This window comes from Streptomyces gossypii, assembly GCF_025165795.1.
Taxonomy (GTDB): domain Bacteria; phylum Actinomycetota; class Actinomycetes; order Streptomycetales; family Streptomycetaceae; genus Streptomyces; species Streptomyces gossypii.
In genome coordinates this window covers 1-20,527 of sequence record NZ_JAJAGO010000008.1, presented here as the reverse complement: position 1 = coordinate 20,527, position 20,527 = coordinate 1, and the positions used below count along the sequence as shown (strand labels likewise).

General features: G+C 70.4%; 17 protein-coding genes. 12 read left to right on the top strand and 5 right to left on the bottom strand.

Annotated elements, in window-relative coordinates:
• The first annotated feature begins 124 nt into the window (after nucleotides 1–124).
• The 7 genes from LHJ74_RS17855 (at nucleotide 125) to LHJ74_RS17825 (ending at nucleotide 10,578) form a co-directional block, all read left to right on the top strand.
• A complete protein-coding gene (locus LHJ74_RS17855) occupies nucleotides 125–1,618 on the top strand; it encodes a sugar ABC transporter ATP-binding protein (RefSeq protein WP_260219362.1) in 1,494 nt (497 codons plus the stop codon).
• On the top strand, nucleotides 1,615–2,613 hold the full coding sequence (locus LHJ74_RS17850; protein ID WP_260219066.1) for an ABC transporter permease: 999 nt from the start codon (nucleotides 1,615–1,617) through the stop codon (nucleotides 2,611–2,613). Before LHJ74_RS17855 ends, LHJ74_RS17850 begins: the two co-directional genes overlap by 4 nt.
• Nucleotides 2,610–3,656 carry an ABC transporter permease gene (locus LHJ74_RS17845; protein WP_260219065.1) on the top strand — a complete coding sequence of 349 codons (1,047 nt, stop codon included), beginning with the start codon at nucleotides 2,610–2,612 and terminating at the stop codon, nucleotides 3,654–3,656. The genes LHJ74_RS17850 and LHJ74_RS17845 overlap by 4 nt, the downstream gene beginning before the upstream one ends.
• A complete protein-coding gene (locus LHJ74_RS17840; RefSeq protein ID WP_260219064.1) occupies nucleotides 3,653–4,855 on the top strand; it encodes an ABC transporter substrate-binding protein in 1,203 nt (400 codons plus the stop codon). Before LHJ74_RS17845 ends, LHJ74_RS17840 begins: the two co-directional genes overlap by 4 nt.
• Nucleotides 4,852–5,724, top strand: a complete 873-nt coding sequence (locus LHJ74_RS17835; protein WP_260219063.1) for a sugar phosphate isomerase/epimerase family protein — start codon at nucleotides 4,852–4,854, stop codon at nucleotides 5,722–5,724. The genes LHJ74_RS17840 and LHJ74_RS17835 overlap by 4 nt, the downstream gene beginning before the upstream one ends.
• Before the next feature lie 101 nt (nucleotides 5,725–5,825).
• Nucleotides 5,826–8,930, top strand: a complete 3,105-nt coding sequence (locus LHJ74_RS17830; protein ID WP_260219062.1) for a ThuA domain-containing protein — start codon at nucleotides 5,826–5,828, stop codon at nucleotides 8,928–8,930.
• A gap of 151 nt (nucleotides 8,931–9,081) precedes the next feature.
• A complete protein-coding gene (locus tag LHJ74_RS17825) occupies nucleotides 9,082–10,578 on the top strand; it encodes a glycoside hydrolase family 76 protein (protein WP_260219061.1) in 1,497 nt (498 codons plus the stop codon).
• 19 nt (nucleotides 10,579–10,597) lie between these two features.
• On the opposite strand, the gene LHJ74_RS17820 is transcribed toward LHJ74_RS17825, so the two are convergent.
• Both LHJ74_RS17820 and LHJ74_RS17815 read right to left on the bottom strand, forming a co-directional pair.
• Nucleotides 10,598–10,741 carry a hypothetical protein gene (locus tag LHJ74_RS17820; protein WP_260219060.1) on the bottom strand — a complete coding sequence of 48 codons (144 nt, stop codon included), beginning with the start codon at nucleotides 10,739–10,741 and terminating at the stop codon, nucleotides 10,598–10,600.
• A 56-nt stretch (nucleotides 10,742–10,797) separates the two neighbouring features.
• Nucleotides 10,798–10,995: a helix-turn-helix domain-containing protein gene (locus LHJ74_RS17815; protein ID WP_311203318.1), complete on the bottom strand. Its 198-nt coding sequence runs from the start codon at nucleotides 10,993–10,995 to the stop codon at nucleotides 10,798–10,800.
• Between the two features lie 45 nt (nucleotides 10,996–11,040).
• On the opposite strand from LHJ74_RS17815, the gene LHJ74_RS17810 reads away from it, so the two are divergent.
• Nucleotides 11,041–11,391, top strand: a complete 351-nt coding sequence (locus LHJ74_RS17810) for a Rossmann-fold NAD(P)-binding domain-containing protein (protein WP_311203317.1) — start codon at nucleotides 11,041–11,043, stop codon at nucleotides 11,389–11,391.
• 300 nt (nucleotides 11,392–11,691) lie between these two features.
• Here the strand turns inward: LHJ74_RS17810 and LHJ74_RS17805 are convergent, their stop codons facing one another.
• Complete coding sequence (locus tag LHJ74_RS17805) at nucleotides 11,692–12,741, bottom strand: LacI family DNA-binding transcriptional regulator (RefSeq protein WP_260219059.1); 1,050 nt, start codon at nucleotides 12,739–12,741, stop codon at nucleotides 11,692–11,694.
• A 159-nt stretch (nucleotides 12,742–12,900) separates the two neighbouring features.
• On the opposite strand from LHJ74_RS17805, the gene LHJ74_RS17800 reads away from it, so the two are divergent.
• The 4 genes from LHJ74_RS17800 (at nucleotide 12,901) to LHJ74_RS17785 (ending at nucleotide 18,411) form a co-directional block, all read left to right on the top strand.
• Nucleotides 12,901–14,190 (top strand): extracellular solute-binding protein, encoded by a 1,290-nt coding sequence (locus LHJ74_RS17800; protein WP_260219058.1) that lies wholly within the window; start codon nucleotides 12,901–12,903, stop codon nucleotides 14,188–14,190.
• Between the two features lie 98 nt (nucleotides 14,191–14,288).
• The gene (locus tag LHJ74_RS17795; protein WP_260219057.1) at nucleotides 14,289–15,134 is read left to right on the top strand and encodes a carbohydrate ABC transporter permease; all 846 of its coding nucleotides are present in this window, start codon (nucleotides 14,289–14,291) and stop codon (nucleotides 15,132–15,134) included.
• Entirely contained in the window at nucleotides 15,131–15,979 is an 849-nt protein-coding gene (locus tag LHJ74_RS17790) for a carbohydrate ABC transporter permease (RefSeq protein WP_260219056.1), read from the top strand. Before LHJ74_RS17795 ends, LHJ74_RS17790 begins: the two co-directional genes overlap by 4 nt.
• A 47-nt stretch (nucleotides 15,980–16,026) precedes the next feature.
• On the top strand, nucleotides 16,027–18,411 hold the full coding sequence (locus LHJ74_RS17785) for a beta-glucosidase family protein (RefSeq protein WP_260219055.1): 2,385 nt from the start codon (nucleotides 16,027–16,029) through the stop codon (nucleotides 18,409–18,411).
• A gap of 72 nt (nucleotides 18,412–18,483) precedes the next feature.
• Here the strand turns inward: LHJ74_RS17785 and LHJ74_RS17780 are convergent, their stop codons facing one another.
• Entirely contained in the window at nucleotides 18,484–20,223 is a 1,740-nt protein-coding gene (locus LHJ74_RS17780) for a ThuA domain-containing protein (RefSeq protein WP_375546779.1), read from the bottom strand.
• A gap of 67 nt (nucleotides 20,224–20,290) precedes the next feature.
• The coding region (locus LHJ74_RS17775) for an RICIN domain-containing protein (protein ID WP_260219053.1) at nucleotides 20,291–20,527 on the bottom strand (237 nt) is incomplete at its 5' end.

Below are 20,527 nucleotides of genomic sequence, written 5' to 3'. Positions count from 1 at the left end.
GGAATTGAACCGTGCTTGGACTCTTGACAGGTCAAAGTCCCTTCACGACATTGTCCGCAGACAGCTGCCGAAGGAGCCGTTACGCATGCGGGAATCGCCATCGGACAACCTGCTGACACCCACGCTGCTCACCATGGAGGGCGTGTCCAAGAGCTTTCTCGGAGTGCGCGTCCTGCACGACGTGTCCCTCACCCTCGAAGCGGGTGAAGTGCATGCGATCGCGGGCGAGAACGGCGCCGGAAAGTCCACGCTGATGAAGGTCCTCGCGGGCGAACACGCCCCGGACACCGGCACCGTCCGGCTGGACGGCACCGAGCACTCCTTCACCCATCCCTCCCAGGCGCAGGCCGCCGGAATCGGCATCATCCACCAGGAGTTCGCGCTGCTGGAGCACCGCACGATCGCCGACAACGTCTTCCTCGGCCGCGAACCCACCCGCCGCGGGTTCGTCGACCGCCGCGCCATGGAGGAGCGCACGGATCAACTCCTCACCGAACTGGGCGAGTCGGTCAAGGCGGGCCTCACTCCGAGGACTTACGTCCGCGATCTGCCGGTGGCCCGGCAGCAGACCGTCGAGATCGTCAAGGCGCTCGCCTCGGACGTACGGGTCCTGGTGATGGACGAGCCCACGGCACCGCTGGCCGAGCACGAGGCCGGGCTGCTGCACGGTCTCGTGCGCCGTCTCGCGGACCGGGGCATGGGCATTCTCTACATCTCACACCGGCTGCGCGAGATCTTCGAACTCGCCCAGCGCGTCACGGTGCTGAAGGACGGCCGCCATGTCATCACCGCCCGTACGGCGGAGACGGACACCGACCAGGTCGTACGGGCCATGGTCGGGCGGGAGCTGGGCGCCTACTACCCGCCGCGTGCCGAGCCGGGGGAGTGGGGGGACGCCGTCCTCACCGTCACCGGCGGCGGCAACCGGCGGCTGCGCGGCATCGATCTGACGCTGCGGGCCGGGGAGGTCACCGGCGTCGCGGGCCTGCAGGGCTCCGGCCGCACCTCGCTCGCCCGCGCCCTCTTCGGTGCCGCCCCCTTCACGGAGGGCAGCATGACCGTGGGCGGCACCTCCCTGCGTCCCGCCAGTCCCCGCCAGGCGATCCGCGCGGGCATCGCCCTGGTCACCGAGGACCGCAAGGCCGAGGGCCTGGCTCTGCGCCAGTCCGTACGCGACAACGCGCTCCTCGTCACCCGTGCCGTCCCCACCCGCGGCAGGCCGCCCGCGGGCCGCGGCCTCACCCGACTCCTGGAGCGCGTACGGCTCCAGGCCCGCAGTGAGGACCAGCAGGCCCAGTACCTCTCCGGAGGCAACCAGCAGAAGGTGGTCATCGCCAAGTGGCTCGCCGCCCACCCCCGGGTGCTGCTCTTCGACGAGCCCACCCGGGGCGTCGACGTCGGCGCCAAGGCCGCCATCCACACCCTGGTGCGCGAACTCGCCCGTGAGGGCCTCGCCGTCCTGATCATCTCTTCCGAACTCCCCGAGGTGATCGGCATGAGCGACCGCGTCCTGGTGATGTCGGACGGTCGTCTCGCCGGTGAACTGCCCGCCGGCGCGGACGAGGAGGACATCATGCGCCTGGCCACCGGACATCCGGACCACAGTGATGCCGCATGAGTGGAGCCGCACTCGCCCGGCCCGCACTGAAGACCACGGCGGCCCGGAAGTCCCGCCTCACCGACCCCGCCGTCGGCGTCTGGCTCGCCACCGCCGCCACCGCCGTGCTCGGCTGGCTAGTCGTCGCACTCGACGGCGGACAGCTCTACACCCAGGCCAACATCGTCGTGATCCTGTCGAACTGCGTCGCGCTGGGACTTGTCGCCGTCGGCCAGACCGCGGTGATCCTCACCGGCTCACTCGACCTCTCGGTCGCCTATCTGATCGGCCTCGGCACCCTGGTCGCCGCGGAGACGATGGAGGGCGGCAGCGTACTGACCGCGGTCCTCGCCGTGCTCGCGCTGAGCGCGGGCGTCGGGCTGGCCAACGGCCTGATCGTCACCCAGCTCAAGGTCAACGCCTTCATCGCCACCCTCGGCACCGCTTTCATCCTGCGCGGCTACATCGAGGACAACTACACGGGCCCCGCCGGAAAGGTGACGGCCTCCTTCCAGCGCCTCGGATACGACCGCATCGGGCCCCTGCCCGTCTCGGTCTTCCTGCTCGTCGCCGTAGCCGTCGTCCTGTGGCTGGTCATCCGGCACACCCGGCTGGGCCATCACATGTACGCAACGGGCGGCGACGAGCACGCCGCCCGCCTCTCCGGCGTACGCACCCGGCGCACCGTGGTGATCGCCCACGTCCTGTGCTCCCTGTGCGTCGGCGCCGCCGCCCTCTTCCTCGCCTCCCGGCTCGGCTCCGGAGCGCCCTGGGCCGGTACCGAGGCGCGCTACGACCTGGACTCCATCGCCGCCGTCGTCCTCGGCGGCACGGTCCTCGCGGGCGGACGCGGAGGAGTGGCCGGGACGCTCGGCGGGGTGCTGCTGCTCGCCATCCTGGACAGCGTCTTCAACCAGCTCTCGGTGGACCCGTTCTTCAAGAACGTCGTACGCGGCGTCGTCATCATCGCGGCCGTCGCGCTCTACGCCCGGCGCGGCAGCAGGAGGTCGGCATGAGCACGGGTGCGGCACACGAGGCGGCAGCGGACACGAGGACGGCGACGGCAACCGCCGCACCGCGCAGGCGGATCACCGCGCTGCTCGGGCCCGGCACCCCCGTCTACGTCCTGCTGGTCGTGCTGCTCGCGGCACTCGCCCTGTCCGACCCGTCCTTCTACGAACCCGACCGCTTCCTCGCCTTCGTGAAGCGCGCCGCGCCCCTGGTGATCCTCGCAGCGGGCCAGTATCTGGTCATCGTCAGCGGCGAGTTCGACCTCTCCGTCGGTGCGATCGTCACCGCCGGAGTCGTCGTGGCGGCGGAGCTGTACGGCTCGTACCCGGATGCCCACTGGCTGGTGATGACGCTGGTGCTGCTCCTCGCGGGGGCTGCCGTGGGCCTCGCCAACGGGCTGATCACCACGGGCCTGCGGGTGCCGTCCTTCATCACCACCCTCGGCATGATGCTGATCCTGGAGGGAGCCGTCTTCTACTGGACGGGCGGCTCCCCGCACGGCTCGATGCCCGAGGACTTCCGGGCGCTCGGCCGCGGCTCCGCGTTCGGCTGGCTTCCTTGGGCCGTGCTCGCCTGCCTCGCCGCGGGGGTGCTCGCCGTCGCCCTGATGCGCTCCGACTTCGGCCGGACCCTCATCGCCACCGGCGACAGCGAACGCACCGCCGCGCTCGCCGGTGTGCGCGTCCACCGCGTCCGCGTCCTCGCCTTTGTCCTCTCCGGGGTGGCTGCCGCGCTCGCCGCCGTCCTGGTCGGGGGCTTCTCCGGGGTCTCCGCCCAGGCGGGCCGGGGCTACGAGTTCGAGGCCATCACCGCCGTCGTCCTCGGCGGTGTGGTGCTCGGCGGCGGACGGGGCTCCGTCGTCGCCGCGATGGCCGGAGCCTTCTCGCTGCAGGCCCTGTTCACCCTGCTCAACCTGCGGGGTGTCTCCGGCGCCATGGAATCGACGGTCCAGGGCGTGATCGTGATCGCCGCCGTCGGGCTCGGAGCCGCCGACTGGTCCCGGCCGCGTCGCCGCCGTACCCACTCAACGAGAGGGAAACCCTCATGATCCGCAGACGCCGTCTCGCGCCCGCCGCGGCCCTGGCCGCCGCCGCCCTGCTCGCCTCCTGCTCCAGCGACGCGCCGCCCGACTCGCCCGCCGGAGCATCGCAGGACGCCTCCAAGGAGAGCGACGGGAAGAATTCCGAGTTCTTCGACAAGGCCGAATACGAACGGCAGTTGAAGCTCGCGGAGGTCACCCCGGAAGGCCCTGCCGACAAGCCCTGGGAGCAGATGCTCGAACCGCAGATGACCGACACCTCTACGTTCGAGAAGAAGGGCTCCGGCGGCATCCACCTGTGTTTCTCCAACGCCGGAGTCTTCAACCCCTGGCGGCAGGTCGGCCTGAAGGACATGGAAGCCGAGGTGAAACTCCACAAGGAGATCACCGAATTCACCGCCCTGGACGCCCAGGGCAAGGACGACAAGCAGATCTCCGACATCCGGGAGCTCACCGGCCGGGGCTGCGACGCCCTGATCGTCTCGCCCAACACCACCGCCACCCTCACCCCGGCGGTGAAGGAGGCGTGCAAGAAGTTCCCCGTCATCGTCTTCGACAGGGGAGTCAAGACCGACTGCGCGGCCACCTTCGTCAACCCCATCGGCGGATACGGCTACGGCGCCGTCGCGGCCGACTTCCTGGTGGACAAGGTGAAGCCGAAGGGGAAGATCCTCGCGCTGCGCATCTCGCCCGGGGTCGACGTCCTGGAGAACCGCTGGTCGGCGGCGAAGGTAGCGTTCGACAAGAGCGAACTCGACGTCGTCGACGTGAAGTTCACCGAGGGCGACACGGCGAAGACCAAGTCCGTCGTCGCCGACGCGATCGCCCGGCACGGCTCCGTGGACGGCGTCTGGATGGACTCGGGCGCCACGGCGGTCGCCGCCGTCGAGGCGTTCGAGGACGCGGGCGAGGACGTGCCGCCCATCACCGGCGAGGACCAGCAGGACTTCCTCCAGGCGTGGAAGGACAAGGACCTCACCGCCATCGCCCCCACCTACCCCACCTTCCAGTGGCGCACGCCGGTCATCGCCGCGCTGCGCATCCTGGACGGCGAGGAGGTGCCCAAGGAGTGGAAGCTCCCGCAGCCCACCATCACCCAGGACAACCTGGACGAGTACCTGCGGGAGGGCATGCCGCCGCTGCACTACGCGATGTGCGGCTGCGAGGATCTCCCCGGCTTCCCCGAGGACTGGGGCGGGAAGAAATGACGCGGCTCGCGCGGCAGTTGGGCGCGAACCCGTGGATCTGGCACTCCCCGGTGGATTCCATGGCCCTGGGCGGGCTGCTGCCGAGACTTGCCGGATGGGGCTTCGACTGCGTCGAACTGCCCCTGGAACAGTCCGCGGACTGGGACCCGCCGGCAACCGCGGCGCTGCTGCGCTCCACCGGACTCGATCCCGCCGCAGTCATCGCCGTGATGTCGCCCGAGCGCGCTCTGCTGCGCACCGAAGCCGCCACAGTCCAGGCGACGCAGGACTATCTGCGCCGCTGCGTCGACGCCGCCCACACGATCGGCGCCCCCGTGTTGGCGGGCCCGGTCTACGCGGCCGTCGGGCACACCTGGCGGATGAGCCCCGCCGAGCGGCATGCCGCGTACGACGAATGGCGCCAGAACATCGCACCCGTCGTCGAACACGCGGTGGGGGCGGGGGTACGCATCGGTGTCGAACCCCTCAACCGCTACGAGACAAGCGTGTTCAACACCGTCGCCCAGACCCTCGACGGCCTCGCGGGGCTGCCCGCCGACGGCATCGGGATCGCCCTCGACACCTACCACCAGAACATCGAGGAACGTACGCTGCCCGCCGCCGTCCGGGAGGCGGCGGGCCGGATCGTCCACGTCCAGGTGTGCGCCAACGACCGGGGGGCCCCCGGGGCCGACCATCTCGACTGGCCCGGCTTCCTGCACGCGCTGGACGAGGCGGGCTGCCAAGGCCCGCTGTGTATCGAGTCCTTCACCTCGGACAACGACGCGATCGCCGTCGCGGCCTCCGTATGGCGGCCGCTCGCCCCCACCCAGGACGTCCTCGCCACCGAGGGCCTCGCCTTCCTGCGCCGCGCCCTCGCGGACCGCTGAGCCGCCGGACCGCTGGGCCTCTCGTACCGCGTCACCGCCGAACGTCCGTTCATCCCCCACCAGAGAGGACAATCATGAGGAGATGTCATGCGCATGGCATCATGCCCGGAACGGCAGTCCCCCGAGCGGTAATCGCCCTGCTGGCGGCGCTGCTGCTCGCCGCGACCGCCCTTCCCGCCACCGCCGCGGACAAGGCCGCGGACTTCCGCGTCCTGCTCTTCACCAAGGCCGTCGGCTACGTCCACGGCTCCATCCCGGACGGCATCCGGATGATGCAGGAGGAGGCCGAGGAGAACGACTTCGAGCTCGTGGAGACCGATGACGCGACCGTCTTCTCCGACGACCGCCTCAAGGACTTCGACGCCCTCGTCATGCTCCAGAACTCCGGCATGGTCTGGGACACCGACGCCCAGCGCGAGGCCATGAAGACCTTCGTCCGCAGCGGCAAGGGCGTCGTCGCCATCCACAACACGCTCGACATGGGCGTCGAGGCGGAGTTCCCCTGGTGGGACGACACCATCAACGGCGGCGCCCACATGCCCAGCCACTCGCCCGGCACCCTGAAGGGCACGGCAAAGGTGGCAGACCGCGTCCACCCCTCCACCAAGGGCCTTCCGGAGCGCTGGGAGCGCGCCGAGGAGTGGTACAACTTCGACGAGAACCCCCGCGGCGACGTCCATGTGCTCGTCACCGCCGACGAGACGACCTACAACCCCGGCGGCGACGCCATGGGCGCCGACCACCCCATCTCCTGGTGCCGGAACACCGAGGGCGGCAAGGTCTGGGCCACCGCCATGGGCCACGAATCGGCCTCCTACAGCGAGGAGGGCTTCCGCGACCATGTGATCGGCGGCCTCAAGTGGGCCGCGGGCCAGGAGCGCGGCGACTGCGGCGGCACCGTCTGGAACAACTTCGAGAAGACCGCGCTCGACGAGAACACGGAAGACCCGATGGAGCTCGACGTCGCACACGACGGACGGGTCTTCTACGTCCAGCGCGGCGGCGAAGTGAAGATCTTCGACCCGGCCTCCCACTCCACCGTCTCCGCGGGCAAGCTCGACGTCTACGCCGGCGGCGAGGACGGCCTCGTCGGCATGGAGCTGGACCCGGCGTTCAAGGACAACCACTGGATCTACCTCTACTACGCCCCGGCCGACTCCTCCAGGGACGTCAACCGGCTCTCCCGGTTCACGGTAACCGGCAACAAGATCGACGCGGCGAGCGAGAAGAAGATCCTCGACGTCCCCGCCTACCGCGACCGGACCTTCCCCGAGCCCGGACACACCGGCGGCGCCGTCGAGTTCGGCCCCGACCGCACCCTCTATCTGGGCACCGGCGACGACACCCCGCCCAACCTCGACCCGGACTGGCAGGGCTACGCCCCGCTGGACTGGCGCGAGGGCAAGGAGATGCTCGACGCCGCACGCACCGCGGGCAACACCAACGACCTGCGCGGCAAGATCCTGCGCGTCAAGCCGAGCGACTCGGGCGGCTACTCCATCCCGGAGGGCAACCTCTTCGAGAAGGGAACGGAGAAGACCCGCCCCGAGATCTACGCGATGGGCTTCCGCAACCCCTTCCGCTTCACCGTCGACCCGAAGACCGGATACGTCCACGCCTCCGACTACGGCCCCGACCGCGGCGCCCCCACCACCGACCGGGGTCCGGAGGGCCTTGTCGAGTACAACGTCATCAAGGAGCCCGGCAACTTCGGCTGGCCCTTCTGCCACGGCAACAACCAGCCGTACGCGCCCTTCGACCCGGACACCGGGGAGGTCGGCGACAAGTTCGACTGCGGCAACCCGGAAAACCCCTCACCCAACAACACGGGCCTGACGGATCTGCCGGAGCTCCAGCAGCCCGAAATCTGGTACGGCTACGGGGAGTCGGAGGAGTTCCCCGAGATGGGCACCGGCAGCTCGTCGCCGATGAGCGGCCCCGTCTACGACTACGACCCGGACAGCAAGTCCGAGACGAAGTTCCCCCAGTACTTCGAGGGCGCCAGCTTCTTCTACGAGTGGGGGCGCAACTACCTCAAGGAGATCCGCTTCGACGAGAACGACGAACTGCTCAAGATAAACGACTTCCTGTCCTCCGAGACGTTCGTCAAACCGATGGACATGACCTTCGGCCCCGACGGATCGCTCTACGTCCTGGAATGGGGCTCGGAGTTCGGCGGCGGCAACAACGACTCGGGCCTGCACCGCATCGACTACGTGAAGGGCAAGCGCAGCCCCGTCGCCAAGGCCGGAGCATCCGCCACCAACGGGCCCGTCCCGCTGCGGGTCGACTTCTCCAGCCAGGGCAGCGCGGACCCGGACGGTGACTCCCTCTCCTACGAGTGGGACTTCGACGGCGACGGCACCTTCGACTCCACCGAAGCCGACCCCGTCCACACCTACCAGGAGGCGGGGGACTTCAACGCCCAGCTGAAGGTCACCGACTCCACCGGAAAGGCCGGCTTCGCCAACATCCCCGTCACGGCGGGCAACACGGCTCCGGAGGTGGAGATCGAGACACCGGTCGACGGCAAACTCATCGACTTCGGAGACCAGATCCCCTACAAGGTCACCGTCACCGACCCGGAGGACGGGCCGGTCGACTGCGCCGGCGTCACCGTCAACCCGGCCCTCGGCCACGACGACCACGAGCACCCCACCACCGACCTCACCGGCTGCGAAGGCACGATCGACACCGGCGACATCGGCGGGCACCCGGAGGGCGCCGACCTCACGTACGTCCTCAACGCGCAGTACACCGACAAGGGAGGCGACGGCGCCGGCGCCCTTACCGGCTACGGCCGTTCGGTCCTGCAGCCCAAGCACAAGCAGGCCGAATACCACGACGACCAGTCCGGCACCCGTATCGTCGCCCAGGCCGGTGCCGAGAACGGCGAGCGCATCGGGGACATCAGCGACGGCGACTGGATCGCCTTCGACCCGATGAGCGTGGAAGGCGTGGAAGAGGTCAGCTACCAGCTCTCCTCGCCCTACGGCGGCGGAGCCGTCGAACTGCGGGCCGACGCCCCGGACGGGCAGCTGCTGGCGACCACACCGGTGCCCGACACCGGCGGCTGGGACAACTACCAGCAGTCCGCAGCCGTACCGGTGGAGGCCCTCAGCGGCACGCACAAGCTGTACCTCGTCTTCACCACCGGGCAGGCCAACTCCTTCGACGTGGACGCCGTGCAGTTCCACACCGGATAGCACGGGCGTCCGGCAAGAGGCGTCGCGGTGGGGCGCAGGAGCCCCGCCGCGACGCCGCCCGGACGTCCGCCCACGGACCCACCCCATGTGCAGCGCAACCCCCACCTCATGCCGAAAGCGCGGCAGCAGCGGCGCGGAGGAGAACCGAAGCATGTACCCGTCCCTGTCCAAGCCCCCATCCAAATCCCTGACCCGTAGGCGAACCAGCCTGGTGGCGGGTCTCACCGGACTGATCCTCTGTGCGGCCCCTCTTGCTCCGTCGTGGGCGTCAACGGAGGCCGAGAAGCGGGACGTCATCTGCAACACGCACTGTGACGCCCGCGACCCCCAGCACGCGCTGGACGACCGCGTGGCGGTCGACGCCACCGTCCACTCACGCGTCATCAAACTCCACTTCAGCGACCGCGACGGCATGGGCTGGGCCTCCATCGACAACGGCTCCCCCGGGGACGAGGTCTGGCTGGACCGCTCGTTCGACGCGGGCGAATCCACCTCGGACAGCAGGCTCGGTGTCACCACGACGCCGTCCGGCAGCAGAGGCTGGCGCACGCAGATGTACAACGTGGACGACCCGGCGAACTCGCGCGTCGGCTCCCTCCGCGCCTGCGGCAAGGCGGGTGACCGGGGCGAGATCGCCTGTACGCCCTGGACGCCGGGACAGCCGGGCCCGCACGGCCGGAGCGAGGCGGCGGCCGACGGCCTGATGGCCATGTACAACACCGACACCGGGCTGTTCGACACGAACGGTTGGTGGACCTCCGCCAACGCGCTCACTGCCGTCATCGACAACATCGAGGTGACCGGATCGAACCGCCACGAACACGCGATCTCGCGGACCTACGAGACGAACCTCGACAGCCATGACGGCGACTTCACCAACGAGTACCTGGACGACACCGGCTGGTGGGGCCTCGCCTGGATCGCGGCCTACGACCACACCGGTGACACCCGCTATCTGGACACCGCACGTGCCGACGCGGCCCACATGGCGGACTACTGGACCAACAAGTGCGGCGGCGGAGTCCAGTGGAACGTGGACGTCCCGTACAAGAACGCGATCACCAACGAGCTGTACCTCCACCTCAACGCCGCCCTGCACAACCGCATCCCGGGCGACACGCACTACCTGGCGGAGGCGCAGAAGGAGTGGGACTGGTTCCGGAACAGCGGGATGATCAACTCGTCCGGTCTGGTCAACGACGGCCTGACTGACGACACCTGTGCGAACAACGGCCAGCCCACCTGGACGTACAACCAGGGTGTCCTGCTCGGCGGACTGACCGAACTGCACCGTGCCACCGGCGACGGCGATCTGCTGCGCACCGCCCGCAGGCTGGCGGACGCCTCCACGGGCGCTGACGGCCTCCACAGCGACGGGGTGCTGCACGAGCCGAACGAATCCGACCAGTGCGACAACGACGGTTCCTCGTTCAAGGGCGCCTACGTCCGCGGACTCGGGGCCCTCAACGCCCAACTGGACGACCACCCCTACAGCGGCTACCTGGACCGGCAGGCCGACGCCGCCTACCGGAACGACCGCAACGCGCAGGGCCTCTACGGCCCGCACTGGGCCGGTCCGTGGACCGACTCCGGCCATGGGTGCCAGCACTCCGCCCTCGACCTGTTCAACGCCGCCGAGGTGAACTGACACTGCTGCGGGCCCCCCGTCAGGCACGGGCCAGCGCCTCGGTGGGCGGGGTGCGCAGGGCCTGGCGGGTGGGCAGCTCGATGGTGAGGAAGGTGATCCGCACGACGACGACCGGCTGCTCCCGCTCATCACCTACGAAGGCCACGCCGGCGCGGACGGCCACGGCGGCTCCGACTCGTCGGCATCCGCCGCCGTGTCGCTCAGGGGGCTGCCGGCTGCTCAGGGCTTCGCGCGTGTCGCGCGCGTGCGGTACTCGCTCGGGCTGACGCCGTGCTCGCGTTTCAACGCGGCGCTCAGGGCGAAGGCGTGGGCGAAGCCCACCCGCGCCGCGACGTCGGCGAGCGTCGCCTCGGAGTCGCGCAGCAGGCCGGCGGCCAGGGCGAGGCGCCGGACTGACGGGGCAGCTCCTGGGATCAACCTGGACCACGTGCGGGCGGCCGAGCGCGCACCGGGCGAGGCGGGATGGCGGCGACGGTGCTGCGGCCGAGGTGGTTCTCGCAGAACTTTTGTGAGGACTTCCTGCGCGACGCGGTCCTCTCCGGCGGCGTGCGGCTGCCGACCGGGGAAGGCAAGGAGGCGTTCGTCGACGCCGAGGACATCGCCGCCGTCGCCGTGGCCGCCCTGACCGAGGAGGGGCACGCCGGGGAGGCGTACGAACTGAGCGGCCCCAGGCTGATGTCCTTCGCCGACGCGGTCGCGGACCTCGCCCTCGCCACACTCGCCGACGGCGTGCAGCGCGCGCTCGGCAGGCCGCCCCGGGGCTTCTCCGACTACGCGAAGACAGCCGCCGCCCAGGGCGCATGGAACACCTGATTCTCCATTTCTCCCCAGGAGACCTCACGCTCGCATATGACTTTCCAGGTCCCTTGCCTGCCCCTGTGCATCCCATTTTGCGGCCTCCGCCCCCTATCGGGGCCTGGCCACCGAGGACTCGGGGCTGGTGAACAAGGCGGGCGAGGCGGTGACCCCACGGCTACGCGACGGCGTTCGCCGCCGCGGGCGCCATGTTCCTGGCGGGCCTGGTGGTCACGCTGCTGGCCATCACCGGGGGCAGGCAACGGCACGCCGACGGCGCCCCGCCCGTCCACGTGGGCTGACGCTGGAGGTGGGCCGTCAGGTCGTGGCGCGGGGGCGGGGCGGGGCGGTGGAGTCCCGGATCACCAGGCGGGTGGCGAGCTGGACGTGGTGGGAGTCCGGAGGTTCGCGGCGGGCGAGTTGCAGCACCGTGCGGGCCGCGACCCGGCCCATGTCGCGCAGCGGCTGGTGCACGGTCGTCAGGGGCGGGTCGGTCCACAGCGCGCCGTAGGTGTCGTCGAAGCCGACGACGCTCAGGTCTCCGGGAAGGTCCAGGCCGTGGGCCCGAGCGGCCTGGAGCACGCCCATCGCGATGGCGTCGCTCCCGGCGAAGATCGCGGTGGGCGGGTCCTCCCGGCCGAGCAGGGTGGCGGCCATCCGCGCCCCCGCGTCGGCGCGGAAGGCGTCGTGGAGCGTCAGGGCCGGATCCGCGTCGAGGCCGGCGGCCTCCAGCGCCTCCCGGTATCCGTGCAGGCGTTCGCGTGCCGGGACGGACCGCTGGGGGCCGCCTGCGTACGCGATCCGCCGGTGGCCCAGTGACAGGAGGTGCTCGGTGGCCTGCACGCCACCGGCCCAGTTCGTCGCCCCCACGCTGACCACGCTCTCGTCCAGCGGGTTGACCGGATCGACGGCGACCAGGCCGATGTCGAGCCGACGGCAGGCGGCTATCTCCTGCGCGGTGAGCTGGGAGGTGACGATGACCAGTCCGGCCCGGCCCTTGGCGCCGAGCCGTTCGATCTCGTCGACGCCGAGTTCGGCGGGCTGCGCGTCCTCGCCGGGTTGCAGCACGCTGGTGACGACCTCGACGCCTAGGTCGCGCGCCCCGGCCAGCACCCCGTCCAGGACGTAGACGGAGTAGGGGTTGACGAGCGCGTCGAAGACGAGTTGTACGGCGCCGGCCGGCGCGGGGTCGCGGGGGCCGGTCGTCGGGGTGTAGCCGACGGCCCGCAGCGTCCCCCGCACCCGCGCCCTGGTCTCCTCCGAGACTCCGGGCCGCCCGTTGAGGACCTTGGACACCGTCGCCTTCGAGACGCCCGCCGCGGTCGCGACCGCGTCCAGAGTCGCCCGCGCGCCGTTCGTTCGCTCCATGCACGTCACCCTACACGCGGGGATAGCGAAAAAGTTTCTGGCTGTTCCTCCCGTTGACGCCGCTTTGGGTGCTGCCTACGGTGCCATCACGTCAGGACACATCGAGAAACAGAGCGAAACTTTTTCGTCTTCTGGGAGGGTGCGACGATGAGACTGAGAATGCGTGGGCGGAGCGGCATGACGCTGGCGGCCGTCATGTCGGTCGCGGTGATGACCGCCTGCGGCGGTTCGGAGCCGGGGGAGGGATCGGATGCCGGGGCCGCCAGCGCCTGGGCGCTGACCGGGGGCTCCGAAGACGCGTTCCGAGCGTCGTTCGACTCCTGGAACAATGCCCACCCGGACCAGAAGATCAGCTCCGAGTGGTTCGCCAACGACGCGTACAAGGAGAAGATCCGCACGGCCGTCGGGTCCGGGAAGTCCCCGACGCTCATCTACTCGTGGGCGGGCGGCACGCTGGCCGACTACGTACGCAACGACAGCGTCGTCGACATCACCGACGGCACCCGGGACCTCGTGGACCGTGTGCTGCCCTCCGTCGCCGCGAACGGGACCGTCGACGGCAGGACGTACGCCGTGCCGAACACCCAGAGCCAGCCCTCGGTGCTCTACTACAACAGGAAGCTGCTGGACGACGCCGGCGTCGAACCTCCCGCCACCTGGGAAGAGCTGATGGCCGCCGTCGAGAAGCTGAAGGGCGACGGCGTCACCCCGGTCGCCCTGGCCGGGCAGAGCGTGTGGCCGGAGCTGATGTGGATCCAGTACCTGACGGACCGGATCGGCGGGCCGGAGGCGTTCCAGCGCGTGCTGGACGGCAAGCCCGGTGCCTGGTCCCAGCCGGCCATCACCGAGGCTGCCACCCGCATCAAGGAACTCGTCGACGCCGGGGCCTTCGGGGAGGGCTTCGCCTCGGTCAACGCCGACGCGGGCGCCGACGTCGCGCTGGTGCACACCGGCCGGGCGGCGATGCTGCTGCAGGGCAGCTGGGTGTACCCGACGTTCCGCAGCGACGCCCCGGACTTCGTCTCCGACGGCAAGCTCGGCCACACGGCCTTCCCGACGCTCGAGGGCGGCACCGGCGACCCGTCGAACATCGTCGGCAACCCGACGAACTTCTGGTCCGTCTCCGCCGACGCCCCGAAGAAGGCCCGGGAGGCCGCCGTCGGCTACCTGAACGAGGAGGTCTTCAGCGAAGAGCACATCGACGCCCTGCTCGACACCGGGACCGTGCCGCCGGTCGAAGGGCTGGAGGAGAAGATATCCGAGGCCGACGACGCCGACTACCTCGGTTTCGTCTACGACATGGTCCGCGACGCCGAGCACTTCCAGCTGTCGTGGGACCAGGCGCTGCCGCCCGGCCAGGCACAGGAGCTGCTGACCAACCTCAGCAAGCTGTTCCTCGGGAAGTCCACCCCGAAGCAGTTCACCAAGGCCATGGACGCGACGCTGTGAAACACCCGCGACCCGCGTCACGGGCACGGGCAGGGGCGGGGGCAGGGGCAGGGGCGCCGACGGGAGCCGGGGCGAGCCGCGCCGGGCCCAGCCCGTGGATGGCCGCGCCCGCGCTGATCCTCTTCGGCCTCTTCGCCGGGCTGCCGCTGCTCGGCGTCGTCGCCCTGTCGTTCACTTCCTGGGACGGCCTGGGGACCCCGAGCTGGACGGGGCTGGACAACTGGCGCGCGGCGGTCACGGACCCGGTGACGCGGGACGCGGTGTGGCTCACCGTCAAACTCACACTCTTCTGCTTCCTCTTCCAGGCGCCGGTCAGCCTGCTGCTGGGCGTGTTCATGGCCGGGCGGCAGCGGTACCGGGCCCTGCTGTCGGTGCTGTACTTCCTGCCGCTGCTGTTCAGCTCGGCCGGTGTCGCCCTCTCCTTCCAGGCGCTCGTCGACCCGAACTTCGGCGCCGGGACGGCTCTGGGCGTCCCGGCCCTCGCCCAGGACTGGCTGGGGGACCCCGATCTGGCGCTCTACTGCGTCGTCTTCGTGATCGGCTGGTCGTTCATCCCGTTCCACTCGCTCCTCTACCAGGCCGGGGTGCGGCAGATCCCACAGTCCCTGTACGAGGCGGCCCGGATCGACGGGGCCGGGACGTGGGTCCAGTTCCGGCGCATCACCCTGCCGCAGCTGAAGTACACGATGGTCACCTCCTCGACGCTGCTGATCGTCGGTTCGCTCACCTACTTCGACCTCATCTTCGTGCTCACCGGCGGCGGGCCGGCGGACGCCACCCGTGTGCTGCCGCTGGACATGTATCTGACCGGCTTCCGGTCCCACGACATGGGCAAGGCGAGCGTCATCGCCATCGTCCTCGCGGCCGTCGGCCTCACCGCGGCACTCGGACTCAACCGGCTCTCCGGCGCGAGCCGGATGGAGAGCCAGACGGAGGGGGCATGACCTCAGCCACCAAGCGCTCCCGCAACCCGCTCGGCGGCCGCAACGTCCCCGGCGGCCTCGCCGGATGGCTGTGGCTCGCGGTCATCGTGCTCCCGGTCTACTACATCGTGGTCACCAGCCTGCGTCCCCGCGAGGACTACTTCACCGAGAACCCGCTCTCGCTGCCGTCGGCCCCCACGCTCGACGCCTACGGACGGGTGCTCGAGAACGACTTCGCCCGCTACTTCCTCAACAGCGTGCTCGTCACGGCCGGATCGGTCGTGGTCACCCTCGCGGTGTCCCTGATGGCCGCCTACGTGGTGGTCCGCAGCCGGACCCGCTTCGCCGGGAACCTCCTCCGCCTGGTGCTGCTGGGGATCGCCATACCGATTCAGGCGGCGATCATTCCCGTCTACTACCTCATCGTCGAACTCGGTCTCTACGACACCCTGCTGGCGATCGCCCTGCCGTCCATCGCGTTCGCCATCCCGATCACTGTGCTGATCCTCGTGAACTTCCTGCGGGACGTACCGGGCGAACTCTTCGAGTCGATGCGGCTGGACGGTGCCGGGGAGTGGCGCATGCTGGGCAGCCTGGTCCTGCCCCTGTGCCGTCCCGCGCTGGTGGCCGTAGCCGTCTACGACGCGCTTCAGGTGTGGAACGGCTTCCTGTTCCCGCTGATCCTCACCCAGAGCGAGGAGACGCGCGTACTCCCGCTGTCGCTGTGGACGTTCGAGGGCGAGTTCACCGCCGACGTGCCCGCCGTGCTGGCCGCGGTCGTCCTCTCCGTGATCCCGGTGCTCGCCGCGTACGCCGTGGCCCGGCGGCACCTCGTCTCCGGTCTGACCGCGGGCTTCGGCAAGTGAACCCGCACACCCCTGCCACGAACGACCCCTGCGAAGGAGCCCCGCACATGCCCGAGTCCGCCCCGTGGCGTGACCTGTCGCTGCCCCTCGACAAGCGCGTCGAGGCCCTCCTCGCCGCCATGGACCTGGAGGAGAAACTCGCCCAGCTGGGCAGCCACTGGCCCCTGCCGGAACACGAGCCCGAGGCGGGCGGCGGTGACGTGGCGCCCATGGAACAAGCCTTCCAGGCCGGGCGCCGCTCCTTCACGGAGGCGGCTGCCCACGGTCTGGGGCACCTCACCCGCGTGTTCGGCAGCGAGCCGGTCCCGCCCGCCGCCGGCGCCGCCCGACTACGCGCCCGGCAGCGGCACCTGACGCAGAACACCCGGCTCGGCATACCCGCCCTCGCGCATGAGGAGTGCCTCACCGGCTTCACCACACTCGGCGCCACCGTCTACCCGGCGGCGATCGCCTGGGCCGCCACCTTCTCGCCGGACCTCGTGCACCGGATGGCCTCCGCCATCGCACGCGACATGCGGTCCGTCGGCGTGCACCAGGGGCTCTCCCCGGTGCTCGACGTCGTCCGCGACTACCGCTGGGGCCGGGTCGAGGAGACGATGGGCGAGGACCCCTATCTGGTCGCCACACTCGGCACCGCCTATGTGCGGGGGCTGGAGGAGAACGGCATCGTCGCCACCCTCAAGCACTTCGCGGGCTACTCCGCCTCCCGCGCCGGGCGCAACCACGCGCCCGTGTCGGTCGGTTGGCGAGAGCTCGCCGACGTCCTGCTGCCGCCCTTCGAGATGGCCGTGCGCGGGGGCGGTGCCCGCTCGGTGATGAACTCCTACTCCGACGTCGACGGCCTTCCCGCAGCCGCGCACCAGGAGCTGCTGACCGCCGTCCTGCGTGACCAGTGGGGGTTCACCGGCACCGTCGTCTCCGACTACTGGGCTATCCCCTTCCTCGACCTGACCCACCGGGTGACTCCCTCCCGCGCCGCCTCCGGAGCGCTCGCCCTGCATTCCGGCATCGACATCGAGCTGCCGGCGGCCGACGCCTACGTGCAACTGCGCGACCTGGTGGCCGCGGGGGAGGTCCCGGAGGAACTGGTGGACCGCTCGGTCCGCCGCGTGCTGCGGCAGAAGGCCGAACTCGGCCTGCTGGACCCGTCGTGGCAGGCGGCCCCCACCGAGACGGACGACGGCGCGGGCGACGGCGCGGGCACCGGTCTGGATCTCGACCCGCCCGGTAACCGCGCGCTCGCCCGCGAGCTCGCCGAGCGCTCCGTGATCCTGCTCGACAACGGCGGCGGGCTGCCCCTGGCCGCCGACGTCTCCCGGATCGCCGTCGTGGGTCCGTGCGGCGACGATCCCCGTACCTTCCTCGGCTGCTACTCCTTCCCCAATCACGTCCTCTCCCGGTACGAGGACCACGGCACCGGCGTTCAGGTGGACTCGCTCTTCACCGCACTCCGCGCCGAACTGCCCGCCGCGCACGTCGAATACGCCCCCGGCGTGCCGGTGCTCGCGCCCGACACCTCGGGAATCCCCGCGGCCGTGGAGGCGGCCCGGCGGGCGGAGGTGTGCGTGGTCGCCGTCGGAGACCTGGCGAGCCTGTTCGGCCGCGGCACCTCGGGCGAGGGCTGCGACGCCGCCGACCTGTCCCTGCCCGGCGAGCAGGAGCGGCTCGTCGAGGCCGTGCTCGCCTCGGGGACGCCCGTGGTCCTCACCGTGGTCTCCGGGCGGCCCTACGCACTGGGCGACGTCGCCGACCGCTGCGCCGCCGTGGTGCAGGCGTTCCTTCCCGGCGAGGAGGGCGGCGCCGCGATCGCCGGGGTCCTGGCCGGACGGATCAACCCCAGCGGGCATCTGCCGGTCGGCGTCCCGGGCCACCGCGGCGGCCAGCCGGGCACCTACCTCGCCACATCGCTGGGCCGGTACAGCGAGGGCGTCTCGAACCTCGACCCCTCACCCCGCTACCCCTTCGGACACGGCGGCTCGTACACCCGGTTCGCCTACGAACACCTGCGGCTGAGTGCGACGACGATCCCGGCCGACGGCGAGCTCACCGCCACGCTCGACGTACGCAACACCGGTGACCGCGAGGGTGCGGACGTGGTGCAGCTCTATCTCACCGACCACGTCGCGCAGGTGACCCGCCCGGTGCGCGAACTCGTCGGCTACGCGCGGGTCTCGCTGGCCGCCGGGGCGGCGTGCCGGGTGCGGTTCCGGCTCCACGCGGACCGGACCTCCTTCACCGGACGCGACCACCAACGCGTGGTGGAACCCGGTGCGTTCACGCTGGCCGTCGGGCACTCCAGTGAGGAGCTGCCGCTCTCCTCGGCATTCGAGATCACCGGAGCGGCCCGTACCCTCCACGACGCCCGGGTGATGACCACCCCGGTGGACATCGAGGCGACCGGTGTCACCGGCCGGAAGCCCGCCGCCACATGAGAACTCGGGGGCACCGGCGGGTGCCCCCGAGGTTCCGCTCAGGTCTCAGTTCTCAGGTCTCCCTGTCCAGGTTCAGGGCAGGTTCCACTTCTGGTTGGGTCCGGTGTGGCAGGTCCACAGGTGGGTGCGGGTGCCGTCGTTCCAGGTGGCGCCTTCGGCGTCGAGGCATTTGCCCGACTGGGGGTTGCGGAGGGTTCCGTCGGGTTGGGGCTGCCATTTCTGGGCGCCGGTGTCGTTGCAGGTCCACAGTTGGACGCGGGTGCCGTCGGCGGTGCCGCCGCCGCTGATGTCGAGGCATTTGCCCAGGGCCTGAAGGGTGCCGTCGCCGGGCACGGTCCATTTCTGGGCGTCTGAGCCGCTGCACGTCCACAGCTGGATCTGGGTGCCGTCAGCGCTCTGGCCGCCGTCGACGTCCAGACACTTGTCGTTGACCCCGGTCACCTCACCGGCTCCCGGCCCGGAATCACCGGAGGTCTTGACGCGGACGTTGCGGAAGGACACCTCGTCGCCGTCGCCGTGGTTCTGGATCCCGATGTGGCCCTGTTGCAGGCTGCGGGCGGGGTCGGTGTTGGTGAAGTCGTTGATCTTGCGTCCGTTGAGGAACAGTTCCAGTCGCTCTCCCGTGACGCGGATCTCGTAGGTGTTCCACTCGCCGGGCGGGTTGAGCGCGGCGTCACGGGCGGCGAGGTCTGCCGACTTGAAGCCGTAGACGGACCCGGTCGTCCGGTCGTCGCTGTCCGTGGCGTCGATCTGGATCTCGTAGCCGTTGTCGACGGCCGACCATGGATCGTCGGAAGCGGGGAAGCCGACGAAGATTCCCGAGTTGTCGTCACCCGCCATCTTCCAGTCGAGCTTGAGGGAGTAGTCGCCGGTGAGCTCCTTTGCGGAGTGCCACAGCATCCCCAGCCCGCCCTGCGAGGTGAGCGTCCCGTCGTCCAGGGTGAACGAGCCCGGTCCCGCCTGCTCCCAGCCGCTGGTGCCGGTTCCGTCGAAGAGCGACGTGTACCCGGTCTCGGCCCGGCAGTCGGCCTCCGTCATCCCCGCGGACCACCGGATCCCGCCGAGGAGATGACGGCGGAAGTCCGGTTCGGTGTACGACTCCTCGGTGTGGCCGCCCCCGGTGTAGAAGGCGCGGCCGCCCTCGTAGTTCTTGCACCAGGCGATCGGGTGGTCGCCGCCCATGTTCCCGCCCGAGTAGCTGGACTCGTCCAGGGACGCCAGCACGCGGGCGCTGGTGCGCGGGTTGGTGCGGTAGTTGTACCACTCGTCGAAGCGCTGCCAGGTGGCGCCGAGGTGGGCGGTGGCGTCGTGGGCCCGGTCCTCCACGTCGACGGTCGCCGTCTGGTTGTGCGGATGCGAGTGGAACAGGGCTCCGGCGAGGCCGCCGTAGAACTGCCAGTCGTATTCGGTGTCGGCGGCCGAGTGGATGCCCACATAGCCGCCGCCGCCCTGGATGTACCGCTCGAACGCCGTCTGCTGGTTCGCGTTCAGGATGTCGCCTGTGGTGGAGAGGAAGACGACGGCCTCGTACTTCGCGAGGTTGGCCTCCGTGAAGGCCTGGGCGTCCTCCGTCGCGTCCACGGTGAAGTTGTTCGCGCTGCCCAGGTCGTTCAGCGCGGCGATTCCCTCCTCGATGGACGAGTGGCGGAAGCCCGCGGTCTTCGAGAACACGAGGACCTGGTACGCCGGGTCGTCGGCGGCGGCTTCGGCTGCCGGGGATTCCGCCGACCGGGCGGACGCGGCGGCTGGTTCGGTCAGCGAGTCTGCTGGTCCGGCCAGCGCGCTGGAGGGCAGTGCGGCCAGACACAGCATCGCGCCGGCGAGCCAGCAGGCGGTTCGGGTCGGAGTGATCCGCATATCGGTGACGCCTCCTCCCTGCTCAGGGCAGGTTCCATTGCTGGTTGGGTCCGGTGTGGCAGGTCCACAGGTGGGTGCGGGTGCCGTCGTTCCAGGTGGCGCCTTCGGCGTCGAGGCATTTGCCCGACTGGGGGTTGCGGAGGGTTCCGTCGGGTTGGGGCTGCCATTTCTGGGCGCCGGTGTCGTTGCAGGTCCACAGTTGGACGCGGGTGCCGTCGGCGGTGCCGCCGCCGCTGATGTCGAGGCATTTGCCCAGGGC

Excerpts from the sequence above, each read along its gene's own strand:
- LHJ74_RS17850 (WP_260219066.1), top strand. The coding sequence starts at position 1,615 with ATGAGTGGAGCCGCACTCGCCCGGCCCGCACTGAAGACCACGGCGGCC.
- LHJ74_RS17845 (WP_260219065.1), top strand. The coding sequence starts at position 2,610 with ATGAGCACGGGTGCGGCACACGAGGCGGCAGCGGACACGAGGACGGCG.
- LHJ74_RS17840 (WP_260219064.1), top strand. The coding sequence starts at position 3,653 with ATGATCCGCAGACGCCGTCTCGCGCCCGCCGCGGCCCTGGCCGCCGCC.
- LHJ74_RS17835 (WP_260219063.1), top strand. The coding sequence starts at position 4,852 with ATGACGCGGCTCGCGCGGCAGTTGGGCGCGAACCCGTGGATCTGGCAC.
- LHJ74_RS17830 (WP_260219062.1), top strand. The coding sequence starts at position 5,826 with ATGCCCGGAACGGCAGTCCCCCGAGCGGTAATCGCCCTGCTGGCGGCG.
- LHJ74_RS17825 (WP_260219061.1), top strand. The coding sequence starts at position 9,082 with ATGTACCCGTCCCTGTCCAAGCCCCCATCCAAATCCCTGACCCGTAGG.
- LHJ74_RS17810 (WP_311203317.1), top strand. The coding sequence starts at position 11,041 with ATGGCGGCGACGGTGCTGCGGCCGAGGTGGTTCTCGCAGAACTTTTGT.
- LHJ74_RS17805 (WP_260219059.1), bottom strand. The coding sequence starts at position 12,741 with ATGGAGCGAACGAACGGCGCGCGGGCGACTCTGGACGCGGTCGCGACC.
- LHJ74_RS17800 (WP_260219058.1), top strand. The coding sequence starts at position 12,901 with ATGCGTGGGCGGAGCGGCATGACGCTGGCGGCCGTCATGTCGGTCGCG.
- LHJ74_RS17795 (WP_260219057.1), top strand. The coding sequence starts at position 14,289 with ATGGCCGCGCCCGCGCTGATCCTCTTCGGCCTCTTCGCCGGGCTGCCG.
- LHJ74_RS17790 (WP_260219056.1), top strand. The coding sequence starts at position 15,131 with ATGACCTCAGCCACCAAGCGCTCCCGCAACCCGCTCGGCGGCCGCAAC.
- LHJ74_RS17785 (WP_260219055.1), top strand. The coding sequence starts at position 16,027 with ATGCCCGAGTCCGCCCCGTGGCGTGACCTGTCGCTGCCCCTCGACAAG.
- LHJ74_RS17780 (WP_375546779.1), bottom strand. The coding sequence starts at position 20,223 with ATGCTGTGTCTGGCCGCACTGCCCTCCAGCGCGCTGGCCGGACCAGCA.